Origin of the sequence: Variovorax sp. EBFNA2 (assembly GCF_033802765.1) — a bacterium.
Classification (GTDB): Bacteria; Pseudomonadota; Gammaproteobacteria; order Burkholderiales; family Burkholderiaceae_C; genus Variovorax; species Variovorax paradoxus_H.
The window spans coordinates 4,471,770-4,485,725 of the sequence record NZ_CP138496.1 but is presented as its reverse complement, the minus strand read 5'-3'; the positions used below and the strand labels follow the sequence as shown (position 1 = coordinate 4,485,725).

Sequence of the window (13,956 nt, the reverse complement as noted above, 5' to 3'; positions counted from 1 at the left end):
GTTCGAAGAGGGAAACGTCCCGATGCTGATCAACTGCGTGGCCTATGAAAACGGCGCCAAGCTCGCCGACATTCCCGTCGAGGACATCAGCGAGTACATCTCTCGGCGCGGCTGTTTCGTGTGGGTGGCGTTGAGCGACGCCACGCCCGAAGAGCTGGCCCAGATGCAGGAGGAGTTCGACCTGCACCCGCTGGCCGTCGAAGACGCCCAGCACGGCCACCAGCGGCCCAAGGTCGAAGAGTACGGCGACTCGCTGTTCGTCGTGATGCACCTGGTCGAACCCTCGTCCGAAGGCGAGGGCGGGCACAGCGTGAACGTGGGCGAGGTCAACGTGTTCGTCGGCCGCAACTACGTGCTGTCGGTGCGCAACCGCAGCCAGCAGGGCTTTCTGGGCGTGCGCGAGCGCTGCGAGCGCGAGCCCGACCTGCTGCGAAACGGCGCGGGCTTTGTGCTGTATGCGCTGATGGACGCGGTGGTCGACCGCTACTTCCCGGTGATCGACGCGCTCGAAGTGGAACTCGAATCCATCGAGCAGCAGATCTTTGCGCAGGGCGGCGCGGCGCGCGACAAGATCAAGCAGCTGTACGACCTGAAGCGCCGCAGCCTCATTCTCAAGCGCGCGGTGGCGCCGCTGGTGGAGGCGGCGGGCAAGCTGCACGGCGGGCGCGTGCCGCAGATCTGCGTGGGCACGCAGGAGTACTTTCGCGACGTGGGCGACCACCTCGTGCGCATCAACGGCTCGATCGACGCGGTGCGCGACACCATCGCCACCGCGGTGCAGGTGAATCTTTCGATGGTCACCATCGAAGAGAGCGAAGTGACCAAGCGGCTGGCCGCGTGGGCCAGCATCTTCGCGGTGTGCACCGCGTTCGCGGGCATCTGGGGGATGAACTTCGAGCACATGCCGGAGCTGAAGTTTCGCTATGGGTATGCGATGGCGCTGGGGTTGATCGTCAGTACTTGCGGCTATCTGTACTACCGATTCAGGCGCGTCGGCTGGCTTTAAGGGATTTGCTCCCTCCCCTTCCGGGGGAGGGTGGGGTGGGGGCTCGCGGCCTTTCAACCATCAGCGGCTTTTCAAAGGCCGCTTGCCCCCATCCCAGCCTTCCCCCGGGACGGGAAGGGGCAATACCAACACGCGCTTACTCGTCGTGCGTGTCGTGCGTCGCAACGGCACCGCGACGCCAGTAACCCGACGCCCGAACCCACTTCGGGTTCGCACCGCGCTCGCCCACGAGGTGCGCGCGCAGCGCCTTCGCAATCGCCGATTCGCAACCGACCCACGCATGGAAATCGCCAGCTGGCAGTTCCATCGTTTTCAGCGTATCGACCAGCACCGGGCTCAGCCCCGGCGCCGCGCCTTGGCGGTGTACCCAGCGCAGCGTGAGGTCGGCCTGCGTCTCGAACGGAATCTCGTCGGCTGCGCTGTCGACTTCCGCCAGCACCACCACACGCGCACCGGCGGGCAGTTCGGCCAGGCGACGTGCGATCGCGGGCAGCGCGGTGTCGTCGCCGATCAGCAGGTGCCAGTCGAATTCGGTCGGCACGATGAACGAACCGCGCGGGCCGCCCACGCCGACGATGTCGCCGGGCTTGGCCTGCTCGGCCCACTGCGTGGCGGGGCCGGCGTCGTGCAGCGCGAAGTCGATCTCGAGCGTGTTGGCCTGCGCGTCGTGGCGGCGCGGCGTGTAGTCGCGCATGGCCGGGCGACCGCCTTCGGGCCACACCGGGCCGTCGGGGCCGGCGGTCGGCAGCGTGAGCTGGCCGGTGGCGGCATCGGGAAAGAACAGCTTCGCGTGGTCGTCGAAGCCGGGGCTCGTGAAGCCTTCGAGCGCGTCGCCGGTCAGCGTGATGCGGATCAGGTGCGGCGTCACGCGCTGCACGGTCTTCACCGTGAGCTGGCGAAAGCGCAGTTCGTGGCGCACGCGGCGCGGCGTGCGGTCGGGCGTGTTGGAAGAAGAGGAAGTGGTGGTGGTGAGGTCGGTCATTTCAGGTTGGTTCAAATGCGTTCGAGCTGTTGTGCGGCGCTGTCGAGCACCGCGGCGAATTCGTGGGCTTGTTGTTCGGTGAGGGGGGCGCCGCCGAGGCGCAGGCGCATCGCGAGCTTCAGGTTCTCGATGGCGCGGGTGACTTGCGGCGGCCGTCCGGCGCGCGGGCCGGCGCCGTCCACGCCGCCCGCCATGCGGGCCATCATGGCGTCGGCCGTCTCGCGGTTGGCGGCCAGAAACTCCTGGCCGCTCGGCGTGATGCTGTAGCGCTTGCGACCGCCGACGTCGGCGGTCTCCACGCTCAGGTAGCCGAGTTCTTCCAGCAGCGTGAGCGTCGGGTAGACCACGCCGGGGCTCGGCGCGTAGGTGCCGCCCAGGCGGTCTTCGATGGCCTTGATGAGTTCGTAGCCGTGCGAGGGCTTGTCGGCAATGAGCTGCAGCAGCACGAAGCGCAGCCCGCCATGGCCGAACACCCGGCCCGCGCCGCCGCCGCGTCCGCCGCGCAGCCCGCGGCCGCCCCCCGAGAGGCCGTCGTCGTGTTCGCCGCGCGGGGCGTGGCAATGGTGAGGGTGGTCCGGGGCGTGGTGGGAGTGGCGCATGGGGTTGTCTTTCTTGATCGTGTCTGAAACTATTCTAGATATATCGAAATAGAAGACAAGCCAATCCCCAAAGCAGACCCTGACGGTCGCGCGGGTTTCAGGCTTTGGGCGAGAAAAGGCCGGGCCAGTTGAGTCGGCCGGCTGCTCCAGCACGCTGCTTACAGACCGACTGTCATCGCTCTGTGTCTCGCCGCTGCGCCGCGGCAGATACCTCGTCGATTCGAGGAATCCTCGACGAATTCTTTTCTCTTGCGCGGCTTCGCTTCTCTACAGTGAATGCCCCCGCGACAAGACGGCCCGCTGTAGCGGCCGACGAACCCCGTGAAAGGAAACGCCTTCTCCCCATGCATCTATTGATCGATTGATTGACGAGCGAGTGAATGAACCGCCTTGCCTCACGGCGGGTGTCGATGCCTCTTTGTGAAGCAGCGACACGAATGTGAGGCACAAAAGGCGACGGCCAGGGTGCGTGAACACCCTGACCGTCTGACCAAACGACGTGCCAACCTTTCAGAAAGAGCACACCAAATGGCTGAGCAAATTATCGCTGGGCGTTCAACGCCCAAATCTTCCCGCCGCAAGAGCGGCGCGGCCTCCGTCACGCCCACAGGCGAAGACGCCCGAGACCTCCTCGAAATCAAACTGGCCCAGCTGAACTCCCTGCTGTGGTGCTGCTACGGCGACGGCAACGGCTGGTTCGAAGAAGCCGGAGAGAAACACCGGGATCACATGCTGTGGATTGCGGCGGATCTGGCGAGGGAGGCGGAGAGGTTGTTGGGGGAGAGTGGGAGGGGGTAGAGATTGTTCGGCCGCTACGTCTTCGTGACCGTCAGCGGTTCGCCTCGCGTGTCTTCCGGCCTTGCAAGAGGTGAGCGTCGATTCGTATTGGGTCTGCAGTGCAGGACCAGAAGTCATTTGAAGCCTAGGCATGTACCCAGGATATTCGTCCGGTGAATGGCGATGCTCGACTACCCGAGGGAAACCATGGCGAACTACTATCAGCATCTGACGGAGCAGGGAACCGGGCTGGCGAACTAGGCGTAGAACTCAACGGAATTCTGAGATACCTGAAGTGCTACAGACTCAAGCGAAGAGAATTCAACGCGAAAAAAAGAAATGTTGAATGCTGCCGAAAACTGACCCACTAAACGCAGTAAGGGGGTGCGGCGGAAAACTTGGACTACCAGGAGGTAGTTCATGTATTCCTACGAAGATCGGATTCGAGCCGTTGAGCTCTACATCAAGCTCGGCAAACGCGTCAGACCCACTATCCGTCAGCTGGGTTACCCAACAAAAAATTCTCTGAAGGGCTGGTATAACGAATACCAGCAGAAGCTCGACTTGCCAGCGGGCTATGCGGGCCGGCGACCCAAGTTCTCGCAGGAGCAAAAAGCGGCAGCTATCGAGCACTACCTCACTCACGACCGCTGCATTGCTGCCACCATGAGGGCATTGGGCTATCCCGGCAGAGGGACACTAACCGCGTGGGTTCGCGAGGCCATTCCTGAGGCCAGAAGGGCTGTCGTTGGAAGTGTGGGGCGACGAAGGTATTCCGGGGAGCTGATGCATGCGGGAGTCATGGAGCTTTGCACGCGTGAGGAAAGTGCGCAGGCTGTAGCCGACAAGTTCGGCGTGTGCCGGCCAACGCTGTACAACTGGAAGAACCAACTTCTGGGACGTGAGGCACCCGCATCCATGAAAAGCACCAATCAATCTCCGCCGTCGCAAGAGCGCGACGACCTTGAGCGCCAGGTTGAGTCACTGCGCCGCGAAGTCAGGCAACTTCGCCTTGAGCAGGACCTCTTGAACAAGGCCAACGAACTGTTAAAAAAAGGCCTGGGCGTCGACCTGCAGCTCCTGTCCAACCGGGAGAAGACACTGCTGATTGACGCCCTCAGGGAGCACTATGGCCTGCCAGAGCTCCTTGCACAGTTGGACCTTGCGCGTAGTTCGTACTTCTACCATCGGGCCCGCGCAGCGGTGGGCGACAAGTACCTGAAGGTGCGGCAATCCATCACCGACATCTTTGAGTCGAACCACCGCTGCTATGGCTACCGCAGACTGCAAGCATCGCTCACCAGACAGGACGTCGCGATCTCCGAGAAGGTCGTGCAGCGGTTGATGAAGCAGGAAAGCCTGGTTGTTCCAAAGCCCAGGAAGCGCAGGTATGCGTCATACCTTGGCGAGATCAGTCCAGCGCCTGAGAACCTCATCAACCGCGACTTCCAGGCCGCGGTCCCCAACGAGAAATGGCTCACGGACATCACGGAGTTCCAGATCCCGGCTGGCAAGGTGTACCTCTCGCCCATCATCGACTGCTTCGATGGAATGGTCGTCAGCTGGACCATTGGGACCAGTCCGGACGCTGAGTTGGTCAACACGATGCTGGATGCGGCCATCGAGACAGTGGCCGAAACTACTGACCGGCCTGTGGTTCACTCCGATCGGGGCGGCCACTACCGCTGGCCAGGTTGGCTATCAAGAATGAGCGACGCGAACTTCACTCGCTCGATGTCTCGCAAGGCATGCTCACCTGATAACGCAGCTTGCGAAGGCTTCTTCGGTCGGCTGAAGAACGAGCTGTTCTATCCTCGAGACTGGAAGAACGCCACCATCGAGCAATTCATCGAGGCGGTCGACTCGTACATCCGCTGGTACAACGAGAAGCGGATCAAGATCTCTCTTGGCTCTCTCAGCCCTATCGAATACCGGGTGAGCCTTGGACTTGCGGCATAAAACCAGTCCAAGTTTTTATCCGCACCCCCCTAGGGTCAGAGATCGGCGGAATCCAACACCGCAGCCTTTTGGCGCAATGGAGCGATTCAGCCGTCAGCCGGGTCTCAGGCAAAAAGCGCGTTTGGGTCACCTGCACTCTACGACTGGATTGACGTCAGTCTTTCTTTAGTGGGTGGCGACACATTGCGAAGTGTTGGAGTGCCGTTCTGGAAGAAGACAAAAACGTAGGTGTGCATACGAGCGGAGCAGAGATTTTCAGCCTTCGCAGTTTTGCGATTTGCAACTTTTCCGGTTGGAATTTCAGAGAAGCGTCGGGGGACAGTTATGTTTCCGTGCATGAGTGCTAGTACGCTGTAGCGTTCGGGCACTACAGCACTACAGCACTACAGCACTACAGCAGTGCTGCAACCGCTACCGCAGCGACACGGAGCTGAGCGACTTTTCAGCTTGCCGCAGTTGATTTACAAGTTGAACAAGTAAGAACCCGTCGCCGCTGAGAAGCTTACTTCTGCGGCATATCCTTAACCGAATACCCAAGGCTCACAGTCGCATCCTCCGGAATCGCAGGCATCGTCGCGTTCCACGCCTGCCACTGCGCCCGCATCGCCTCCAGCCGCTGCGGCTCCTTCTTCCCCAGGTTCGCGCGTTCGCGCTCATCGGCCGGAATGTTGAACAGGTACTCGTTGCCGTCGACCTTCAGGTACTTCCAGTCGCCGTCGCGCATCGCTTCCTGGCCGCGGTGGTTCATGCGCCAGTGCAGGGGGCGGCGGAAGGTTTGGGTGGCGTCTTTCAGCACGGGCATCAGCGACACGCCATCGAGCGGGTACGCTGCGTCGCCCTTCACGCCGGCGGCGTCGAGCATGGTGGCCGACCAGTCCATGGTCATGCACAACTGGGTGCTCTCGCTGCCCTTGGCGATCACCTTCGGCCAGTGCGCGATCCATGGCACGCGGATGCCGCCTTCGGTCAAGTCCATCTTGCCGCCGACCAGCGGCCAGTTGTCGGAGAAGCGCTCGCCGCCGTTGTCGCTCGTGAACACGACGAGCGTGTTGTCGGCGATGCCGTGCTTTTCGAGCGCGGCCATGATCCAGCCGATGCCCTCGTCCATGTGATGGATCATGCGGCGGTACACATGAATGTTGCCGCCCGACAGGTCGAACAGGTTGTCCTTCACGAGCGGCGCCTTGTCGGCGTCGTCGCGGGTTTCCCACGGCCAGTGGGGGGCGGTGTAGTGCAGGCTCAGGAAGAAGGGCGCCTCTTGCGTGGCCATGCGCTCGACGTAGTCGACGGCGCGCTTGGACAGCACGTCGGTCAGGTAGCCCTCGTCGTCCTTGTGCTCTTCTTCGCCGTACCAGAGGTCGTGGCGGCCGGCTGAATCGCAGTGGGTGAAGTAGTCGACACCGCCCGACATGGGGCCGAAGAACTCTTCATACCCCGAGCGCAGCGGGCCGAAGCTGGGCGGGTAGCCCAGGTGCCACTTGCCGATGAGCGCGGTCTTGTAGCCGCTGTCTTTCAGCAGCGACGGCAGGGTGGGGTGCTCGGTGGGCAGGCCCAGCGTGGTGCTGCCGCGGCTCTTGCTGTTGATGGGCTCTTCGGCCGCGCCGCGCAGGCGGTACTGATACCGCGCGGTGATCATCGCGAAGCGCGTGGGCGAACACACGGGCGAGTTCGAGTAGCCCTGCGTGAGCTTCAAGCCGTTGGCGGCCAAGCCGTCGAGCACGGGCGACACGCGGCCGAAAGGCGCCTCGCGGCCGCCGTAGCAGCCGAGGTCGGCATAGCCGAGGTCGTCGGCCACGATGAAGATGATGTTGGGGCGGGTGCTGCTGCTTGTCGTCATAGGTCGCTGGCGGGTTTATCAATCAGGGCTGGTAGCCGGACTTTTGAACCACCGGTGCCCACTGCGCCTTGTAGGCCTTGAGCATCGCGGCGGTCTGCGCCTGGGTGCTCACCACCGGCGTCATGCCGGCGTCCTTGAACTTGCGTTGGGTGTCGGGGTCTTGCATCACGGCGTGGATGGTGGTGGCCAGGCGCTCGACCTTGTCCTTGGGCATGGTGGCCGGCGCGAAGAAGGTGTTCCAGCCGGTGGCGGCGAGGTCGAGGCCGGCTTCCTTGAAGGTCGGAATATTCGGCGCGAAGGGCGAGCGCTTTTCGCCCGACAGCGCCAGGATGCGCAGCTTGCCGGCGTTGTGCTGCGGCAGCACGACGTCTTCGGTGTCGACGGCAATGGGCACCTGGCCGCCGATCAAGTCGTTCAGCAGCGGGGCGGAGCCGCGGTAGCCGACCACCTGGGTCTGCACCTTGGCCTTCTCGCCCACCATGAGGCCGAAGAAGTGCGGCAGGCTGCCGGTGGCGGGCACGCCCACGTTGGCCTGCTGCGGGTTGGCGCGCATCCATGCGAGCAAATGGTTCAGCTCGCGCACGGGCAGGGTGGGCGACACGGCCAGCGCAAAGTCGTAGGCGTTGACGTGCGACACGGGGACGAAGTCGCGCTCGGGCTCGTAGCCGTTGTCCTTGAAGACGAGCGGCGCCACGATCATCACGGCGGGGTTGGCGAGCATCAGCACGTTCTGGCCGGCGGGTGTGGCCTTGACTTGCTGCGCGGCCAAACGGCCGCCCGCGCCGGGCTTGTTCTCGACGATGACGGGCACGCCGAGTTGGGCCGTGAGCTTGTCGCCCACGATGCGCGCCACGCGGTCGGTGGCGCCGCCGGGCGCGTAGCCGACGACGATGCGCAGCGGGCTGTCGAGCACGGCTTGGGCGCGCGCCATGTTGGGGGCGGCGATGGCCGCCACGATGCCGGCCATGGCCAGCAAGGCGGCGAGGCGGCGACGCGCCGGGTTGAAGGAGGCGGAAGAAGCGGAGAGGGGGCGCGGGATCATGAAGGGTGTCCTGGTTGTCTATCGGTCGGTCAGTCGTTGGCCTGGAAGTTCACGGCCTTCATGATGCCGGCCCAGCGGGCGATGTCTTCGCGCATGGTCTTCACGAGCGCCTCGGGGCCGTCGGCCACGGGGTACATGCCGTTTTGCAGCAGCTGCTGGCGCACGTCGCGCGAGTTCACGGCGCGGATGATTTCTGCGCGCAGTTTCTCGGCGGTGGCGGGTGGCGTTTTCAGCGGCGCGTAGTAGGCGAACCACGCGGTGGCCACCACGTCCTTGTAGCCGCTCTCGACGAAGGTGGGCAGCTGCGGCATGAGCGGCGAGCGCTTGTCGCCGCTGGTGGCGAGCACCTTGGCGCGGCCGGTGGGCAGCATCTGCTGCGCGCCGCCTATGGTGTCGAAGTACACGGGCACGGTGCCGCCCATGAGGTCTTGCCGCGCGGGCGTGGAGCCGCGGTAGGGCACGTGCGTCATCTTCAGGCCGGCCGCGCGGTTGAGCATTTCGCCCAGAAAGTGCGAGGGCGTGCCGGCGCCGTACGAGCCAAAGCTGACCTTGTCGCCCTGCGCCCTGGCCCAGGTGATGAACTCGGCCAGCGTGTTGGCGGGCACGTCCTTGTGCACGGTGAGCGCCAGCTCGAAGCGCGCGGCGTTCACCAGCGGCACGAAGTCCTTGAGGGGGTCGTACGACAGGTTGCGGTAGGCGCTGGGGAACATGGTCATCATGCTCGCGGTGCCCAGCAGCAGGGTGTGGCCGTCGGGCGCCGCGCTCTTCACGGCCTCCACGGCAATGCGGCCGGCCGCGCCCGAGCGGTTGTCGATGATGAGCGGGCCGAGCGACTCGCGCACCTGGTGGGCAATGGCACGGGTCAGCACGTCCTGCGTGCCGCCGGCGGGCACGCCGATGAGCACCTTGATGGGCTGGCCGGGGGTGAAGGCGGGCGGCTGCTGTGCAAACGCAAGCGGAGCAAGCGGTGCAAGGGCCAGCCCGCCAAGGGTGGCGAGGGTGCGGCGGCGGGTCGGGTCGGGAAGCTGGGGCATCGTCAATGTCTCCGTGTCTCGTTCGGCGTACGTACTGCAGGGGCCGGGCGGTTGGCCGCGGCTGCGGACGATTCTGGAGACGCTACATTCGATTGATCAAATCAACCATCGCCCGGATTTACCCGGCCTTTCGAGACCCCGCCCCATGACCGAAGACGCCGCCACCCCGCCGCGCCGCCCGCTGGACGACCTGCTGCTGTACCGGCTGTCGCGCCTGCTCGCGGTGGCGGGCAGCATGGTGATCCGGCTGTGCGAGGGCCGCTTCGGCATCACGCGGCGCGAGTGGCGGCTGATCGCGGTGCTGGCCAGCCGGGGCGAGCTGGGCTCGTCGCAACTGGCCGAGCATGCGCAGCTCGACCGGGCGCGCACGTCGAAGGCGGTGGGTTCGCTGGTGACCAAGCGGCTGGTGACGCGCACGGCGCTGGCGGGCGACCGGCGGCAGGTGCGGCTGGGCCTCACGGCGTCGGGGCAGGCGCTGTACGACGAGCTGTTTCCGCTGGTGACGCGCATCAACGCCGAGCTGATGGGCACGCTCGACGCAGACGATGCCGCGCGCTTCGACGACGCGCTGCTCCGGCTGCAGGCGCACGCCGAAACCATGGTGGCGCAGGCGGTGCTGCCCAAGGCCGACCGGGGGCGCCACGCGGCGGCGGCTGCGGCTGCAGCAGCGGGCAACGGCAAGAAGAACACGGGCATGGCGCGCACCGGCAAGGCCAAGGCCGTCAGTCCACCTTCATCCCGGTCGCCTTGACGATGCGGCCGTAGCGCGCCTGCGCCGTGGCCAGGCGCGTGGTGGCGGCGGCATCGGTTTCGGCCAGCGGCACCATGTCGAGCGAGGCCAGGCGGCTCTTGAGTTCGGGCAGGGCCAGCGCCTTCTGCAGCGACTGGCGCAGGGTCTGCATCACGGGCTCGGGCGTGGCGGCCGGCACCATGGCGAGGTAGAGCACTTCAAACTCGAGGTCTTTCAGGCCCAGCTCGCCCACGGTGGGCACCTCGGGCAGCAGCGGTGCGCGCTGGCGGCCGGTCACGGCCAGGGCGCGCAGCTTGCCGGCCTGGATGTGCGGCAGCACGCCCGGCGTGGCGACGATGCCGGCCTGCACCTCGTTGCCGAGCATGGCCATCACGGCCGGGGCGTTGCCCTTGTAGGGCACGTGCACGATCTTCGCGCCGGTCGCACCCGCAAAGATCTCGGCGGCAATGTGGCCCGGGCTGCCGTTGCCGGCCGAGCTGAAGGTGGCGGGCTCGGCCTTGGCCTGCGTGATGAACTCGGGCAGCGTCTTGGCCTTCACCGAGGCGGCGGTGGTGAAGCTCAGGCCCGACGAGCTGAAGATCATCAGCGGCTTGAGGTCCTTCGCCGCGAAGGGCATCGACGCGTACAGGTGCGGGTTGATGGTGAAGGTGCTGTCGATGCCCAGCAGCACGGTGTAGCCGTCGGCCGCACTCTTGGCCACGGCATCGGCGCCGATGTTGCCGCCCGCGCCGGGGCGGTTGTCGACCACGAAGGGCTGCTTCAGGTCTTTCTGCAGCGCATCGGCCAGCGCGCGCCCGAGGATGTCGATGGGGCCGCCGGCCGGGAAGTTGACGAGGAACTTCACGGGCTTCGCGGGATACGTCGCCTGGGCGTGCGCGGCCGGCGCGGCGAGGCCGAGGGCCAGTGCGGCACAGGCGGCGGCGAGCGTGAGGCGGCGGCGCGTGCCGAAGGATGAAGTGATGGGCTTCGAGGAAAAAATCGTGGTCATGGGCTGCTTTGTCTGTCTCCGTATCCACGGCACTCTAGAAGGCTGTGCGGCGCGGCACAACTGAACTCTCTTCTGCCAGCTATTCCCTTTGGTTATATTTGAAAGCACGTCGCCCTACGGGCTTCGAGGAGAACTGCATGTCAGCCATGAACTTTGAGCGCCTGAAGATGCGCCACCTGCAATGCCTTGTCATGGTGGCGCAGGAGCGCAACCTCGTGCGCGCGGCCGAGGCGCTGTCGCTCACGCAGCCGGCGGTGTCGAAGACGGTGGCCGAGCTCGAAGAGATCGTCGGGCGCCAGCTGCTGCTGCGCCGCCGCCGCGGCGTAGAGCTCACGCCCGCCGCCGAGGTGCTGGTGCGGCATGCCGTGTCGGCATTGCGCGGCCTGCGCGAAGGCCTGGGCCTGGCGATGGATCAGCCCGAGGCCGACCAGTTGCGCGTCGTGGTCGGCGCTTTGCCGAACATGGCGGCGCACCTGCTGCCCGAGGCGGTCGCGCGGCTGCATGCGGCGCACCCGGCGATGCGCGTGCGCGTGGTGAGCGGCACCAACGCGCAGCTGATGACGCAGCTGCGCCAGGGCGAAATCGACCTCGTGCTGGGCCGCCTCGCGCAGGCCTCGGCCATGGCCGACCTGGCCTTCGAGCAGCTCTACAGCGAGGTGCTGTTGCTGGTGGTGCGGCCCGGTCATCCGCTGGCGTCGCGGCGCAAACCCACGCTCGACGCGCTGGCTGCTTATCCGCTGGTGCTGCCGGTGTCGGGCACGCTGATCCGGCACACGGCCGACGCGTTCCTCATCGCACAAGGCCTTGCGCTGCCGGCCCGGCTCGTGGAGGCGACCGACACCAGCTTTGCGGTGAGCCTGCTGCAGCGCTCCGACGCGGTGTGGTTTGCGCCGCAGGGCGCGGTGGAAGGCTTCGTGGCGCGCGGGGAGTTGAAGCGCGTGGCCGTCGACACGGCGAGCACCGAAGGCCCCGTGGGCGTCACCGTGCGGCGCGGCGGCGAGACGGGCGAGGGCGCGCGGCTGCTGCTGGACACCATCCGGGCCATCGCGGCCACGCGCGCTTCCTGAAGGGATTTTTCAGGGTTCCTTCAGAATAGATCGAGCGCTCGGTCTAATAATGGCGAATGACTGCCATCCGCGAGAACCACCGTGCGCAAAGTTGACCCCGAACGCCAGCAGGCCAAGCGCCGCCAGATCATGGAGGCCGCCGCCGACTGCTTTGCCCGCAGCGGCTTCCACGCCACCACCACCGCACAGATCTGCGCCGCCGCGGGCATGAGCCCCGGCAACCTCTTTCACTACTTCGCGAGCAAGAACGCCATCATCGAAGCCATTGCCGAAGAAGAGCGGCGCGACACGGCCGCGTACTTCGCCGCAATCGACGACGACCCGGCCGATCCGCTGGAGGTGGTGCTGTCCTTTCTCGACGTGGTGATGGTCTTTGCCTCCGACCGCAGCTACTCGCGGCTGGCGCTGGAGGTGGCCGCCGAGACCCTGCGCAACCCGGTGGTCTGTGCCAGCGTGGCCGCGGGCGACGCCGACATGCGCGACGGCCTCGCCGCGCTGCTGCGCAAGGCGGCGGCGCGCGGGCAGATCGACCCCGACCTCGACCCCGTGCAATCGGCCAACTGGATCGCCGCGCTGATCGACGGCGTGTTCTCGCGCCTGGCGCTCGACACGGGCTTCGACCCGGCGCGCGAGGCGCCGATGCTGCGGCGCGTGGCGAGCCGTTTTCTCGCGAAGCCCGGGAGGCGCGCATGAACGCCACGCCCGCTCCCGTCGAGCGCCAGTCGCTTGTCGATGCATTGCGCGGCTTTGCGCTCTTGGGCATCCTGGTCGTGAACATCGGCGCGTTCGCCTCGCCTTTCTACGGCCTGCCGCTGCCCGACCCGATGATGCGCACGGGCCTGGACCGCGCCGCGGCCTTTGCCATCGCCTTTCTCTTCGAGACCAAGTTCTACCTGCTGTTCTCGTTCCTGTTCGGCTACAGCTTCACGCTGCAGATGCAGTCGGCCGAACGCAGCGGCCAGCCTTTCGTGCCACGGCTGTCGCGCCGGCTCGCCGCGCTGTGGCTCATCGGCGCGCTGCATGCGGTGCTGCTGTTCCACGGCGACATCCTCACGACCTATGCGGTGCTCGGCGTCGTGCTGCTGGCGGTGCGCGCGCGCAGCGATGCCTTGCTGGCGCGCTGGGCGCGGCGGCTGGTGCTGGCGACGGCGCTGGTGTGGGGCGTCGTGGGCGTGCTGGTGGCGCTGCTCGGCGACGCGCCCGACACCCACGCCGCGTGGGCGCAGGCCATGTCGGCGCTCGCGGCCTACCGCGGCACGCCCCTGACGGTCGTCGGCCAGCACCTGTACGAGCTGACGCAGGTGTGGCTGGTGCTCGGGCTGATCCAGGCGCCGATGGCGCTGGCGATGTTCTTCGCGGGCGTCATCGAGGGCCGGCGCCGACTGTTCGCGCGGGCGCGGCGAAGCCGGCCGCTGTTCAAGCGGCTGCTGGTGCCGGGGCTGCTCGTGGGCGTGCCGGGCGCGGCGCTCTATGCGTGGAGCAGCGTCTTCGCTCCGGGCTCGCGCTGGGACGTGCTGGCCCTGACCATCGGGCTCTTCACCGCGCCGCTGCTCACGGCCGCCTATGTCGGCGCCTTGATGCTGCTGTTCGATGCGCCGCGCGGCGCATGGCTCGCCCGGGTGCTCGCACCGGCGGGGCGCATGGCGCTGTCGAACTACCTGCTGCAGTCGGCGGTGTGCGCGTGGCTCTTCCTGGCGTACGGGCTGCGGCTCATCGGCGAGTTCGGTCCGTTCGTGAGCCTGATGGTCGCCTTCGGCATCTTCGGCGCGCAACTGGTGATCAGCCGCTGGTGGCTGGCACGCTTTGCATATGGCCCGGTGGAGTGGGTGCTGCGCGCCTTCACGAATCTCGAATGGCCGGCGCTCTATCGTTCGCGCAGTTCGCGCAGTTCGCACAGTTCACGCTGAGCGACGA

Annotated in this window: 13 protein-coding genes; 7 read left to right on the top strand and 6 right to left on the bottom strand. The window is 66.2% G+C overall.

Annotated elements, in window-relative coordinates:
• The first annotated feature begins 22 nt into the window (after positions 1–22).
• The gene (gene corA, locus RZE79_RS21075) at positions 23–1,006 is read left to right on the top strand and encodes a magnesium/cobalt transporter CorA (protein WP_319356669.1); all 984 of its coding nucleotides are present in this window, start codon (positions 23–25) and stop codon (positions 1,004–1,006) included.
• A 136-nt stretch (positions 1,007–1,142) separates the two neighbouring features.
• On the opposite strand, the gene RZE79_RS21070 is transcribed toward corA, so the two are convergent.
• Positions 1,143–1,988 carry a siderophore-interacting protein gene (locus tag RZE79_RS21070; RefSeq protein WP_319356668.1) on the bottom strand — a complete coding sequence of 282 codons (846 nt, stop codon included), beginning with the start codon at positions 1,986–1,988 and terminating at the stop codon, positions 1,143–1,145.
• 11 nt (positions 1,989–1,999) lie between these two features.
• Positions 2,000–2,587 carry a PadR family transcriptional regulator gene (locus RZE79_RS21065; protein WP_319356667.1) on the bottom strand — a complete coding sequence of 196 codons (588 nt, stop codon included), beginning with the start codon at positions 2,585–2,587 and terminating at the stop codon, positions 2,000–2,002.
• 528 nt (positions 2,588–3,115) lie between these two features.
• On the opposite strand from RZE79_RS21065, the gene RZE79_RS21060 reads away from it, so the two are divergent.
• Together RZE79_RS21060 and RZE79_RS21055 are read left to right on the top strand one after the other, a co-directional pair.
• A complete protein-coding gene (locus RZE79_RS21060; protein ID WP_319356666.1) occupies positions 3,116–3,385 on the top strand; it encodes a hypothetical protein in 270 nt (89 codons plus the stop codon).
• A gap of 399 nt (positions 3,386–3,784) precedes the next feature.
• Entirely contained in the window at positions 3,785–5,323 is a 1,539-nt protein-coding gene (locus RZE79_RS21055; RefSeq protein WP_319355680.1) for an IS3 family transposase, read from the top strand.
• Between the two features lie 502 nt (positions 5,324–5,825).
• Here the strand turns inward: RZE79_RS21055 and RZE79_RS21050 are convergent.
• Genes RZE79_RS21050 through RZE79_RS21040 form a run of 3 tightly spaced genes read right to left on the bottom strand, consistent with a single transcriptional unit; the run spans position 5,826 to position 9,236 of the window.
• Positions 5,826–7,160 carry a sulfatase-like hydrolase/transferase gene (locus tag RZE79_RS21050; protein WP_319356665.1) on the bottom strand — a complete coding sequence of 445 codons (1,335 nt, stop codon included), beginning with the start codon at positions 7,158–7,160 and terminating at the stop codon, positions 5,826–5,828.
• A 22-nt stretch (positions 7,161–7,182) separates the two neighbouring features.
• Entirely contained in the window at positions 7,183–8,202 is a 1,020-nt protein-coding gene (locus RZE79_RS21045; protein ID WP_373696494.1) for a Bug family tripartite tricarboxylate transporter substrate binding protein, read from the bottom strand.
• A gap of 29 nt (positions 8,203–8,231) precedes the next feature.
• Positions 8,232–9,236: a tripartite tricarboxylate transporter substrate binding protein gene (locus tag RZE79_RS21040; protein ID WP_319356664.1), complete on the bottom strand. Its 1,005-nt coding sequence runs from the start codon at positions 9,234–9,236 to the stop codon at positions 8,232–8,234.
• Between the two features lie 145 nt (positions 9,237–9,381).
• Here RZE79_RS21040 and RZE79_RS21035 point away from each other — a divergent pair, with 145 nt between their 5' ends.
• The gene (locus tag RZE79_RS21035; RefSeq protein WP_319356663.1) at positions 9,382–9,987 is read left to right on the top strand and encodes a MarR family transcriptional regulator; all 606 of its coding nucleotides are present in this window, start codon (positions 9,382–9,384) and stop codon (positions 9,985–9,987) included.
• Here the strand turns inward: RZE79_RS21035 and RZE79_RS21030 are convergent.
• A complete protein-coding gene (locus tag RZE79_RS21030) occupies positions 9,959–10,975 on the bottom strand; it encodes a tripartite tricarboxylate transporter substrate binding protein (RefSeq protein ID WP_319356662.1) in 1,017 nt (338 codons plus the stop codon). The genes RZE79_RS21035 and RZE79_RS21030 overlap by 29 nt on opposite strands.
• A gap of 137 nt (positions 10,976–11,112) precedes the next feature.
• Here RZE79_RS21030 and pcaQ point away from each other — a divergent pair, with 137 nt between their 5' ends.
• The 3 genes from pcaQ (at position 11,113) to RZE79_RS21015 (ending at position 13,949) form a co-directional block, all read left to right on the top strand.
• Positions 11,113–12,042 (top strand): pca operon transcription factor PcaQ, encoded by a 930-nt coding sequence (gene pcaQ / locus RZE79_RS21025; RefSeq protein WP_319356661.1) that lies wholly within the window; start codon positions 11,113–11,115, stop codon positions 12,040–12,042.
• An 81-nt stretch (positions 12,043–12,123) separates the two neighbouring features.
• Positions 12,124–12,735, top strand: a complete 612-nt coding sequence (locus RZE79_RS21020; protein ID WP_319356660.1) for a TetR/AcrR family transcriptional regulator — start codon at positions 12,124–12,126, stop codon at positions 12,733–12,735.
• Entirely contained in the window at positions 12,732–13,949 is a 1,218-nt protein-coding gene (locus RZE79_RS21015) for a DUF418 domain-containing protein (protein WP_319356659.1), read from the top strand. Before RZE79_RS21020 ends, RZE79_RS21015 begins: the two co-directional genes overlap by 4 nt.
• Positions 13,950–13,956 lie beyond the last annotated feature (7 nt).

Bases quoted from the DNA above. Each gene is read 5' to 3' on its own strand.
- corA (WP_319356669.1), top strand. From the start codon at position 23: ATGCTGATCAACTGCGTGGCCTATGAAAACGGCGCCAAGCTCGCCGAC.
- RZE79_RS21070 (WP_319356668.1), bottom strand. From the start codon at position 1,988: ATGACCGACCTCACCACCACCACTTCCTCTTCTTCCAACACGCCCGAC.
- RZE79_RS21065 (WP_319356667.1), bottom strand. From the start codon at position 2,587: ATGCGCCACTCCCACCACGCCCCGGACCACCCTCACCATTGCCACGCC.
- RZE79_RS21060 (WP_319356666.1), top strand. From the start codon at position 3,116: ATGGCTGAGCAAATTATCGCTGGGCGTTCAACGCCCAAATCTTCCCGC.
- RZE79_RS21055 (WP_319355680.1), top strand. From the start codon at position 3,785: ATGTATTCCTACGAAGATCGGATTCGAGCCGTTGAGCTCTACATCAAG.
- RZE79_RS21050 (WP_319356665.1), bottom strand. From the start codon at position 7,160: ATGACGACAAGCAGCAGCACCCGCCCCAACATCATCTTCATCGTGGCC.
- RZE79_RS21045 (WP_373696494.1), bottom strand. From the start codon at position 8,202: ATGATCCCGCGCCCCCTCTCCGCTTCTTCCGCCTCCTTCAACCCGGCG.
- RZE79_RS21040 (WP_319356664.1), bottom strand. From the start codon at position 9,236: ATGCCCCAGCTTCCCGACCCGACCCGCCGCCGCACCCTCGCCACCCTT.
- RZE79_RS21035 (WP_319356663.1), top strand. From the start codon at position 9,382: ATGACCGAAGACGCCGCCACCCCGCCGCGCCGCCCGCTGGACGACCTG.
- RZE79_RS21030 (WP_319356662.1), bottom strand. From the start codon at position 10,975: ATGACCACGATTTTTTCCTCGAAGCCCATCACTTCATCCTTCGGCACG.
- pcaQ (WP_319356661.1), top strand. From the start codon at position 11,113: ATGTCAGCCATGAACTTTGAGCGCCTGAAGATGCGCCACCTGCAATGC.
- RZE79_RS21015 (WP_319356659.1), top strand. From the start codon at position 12,732: ATGAACGCCACGCCCGCTCCCGTCGAGCGCCAGTCGCTTGTCGATGCA.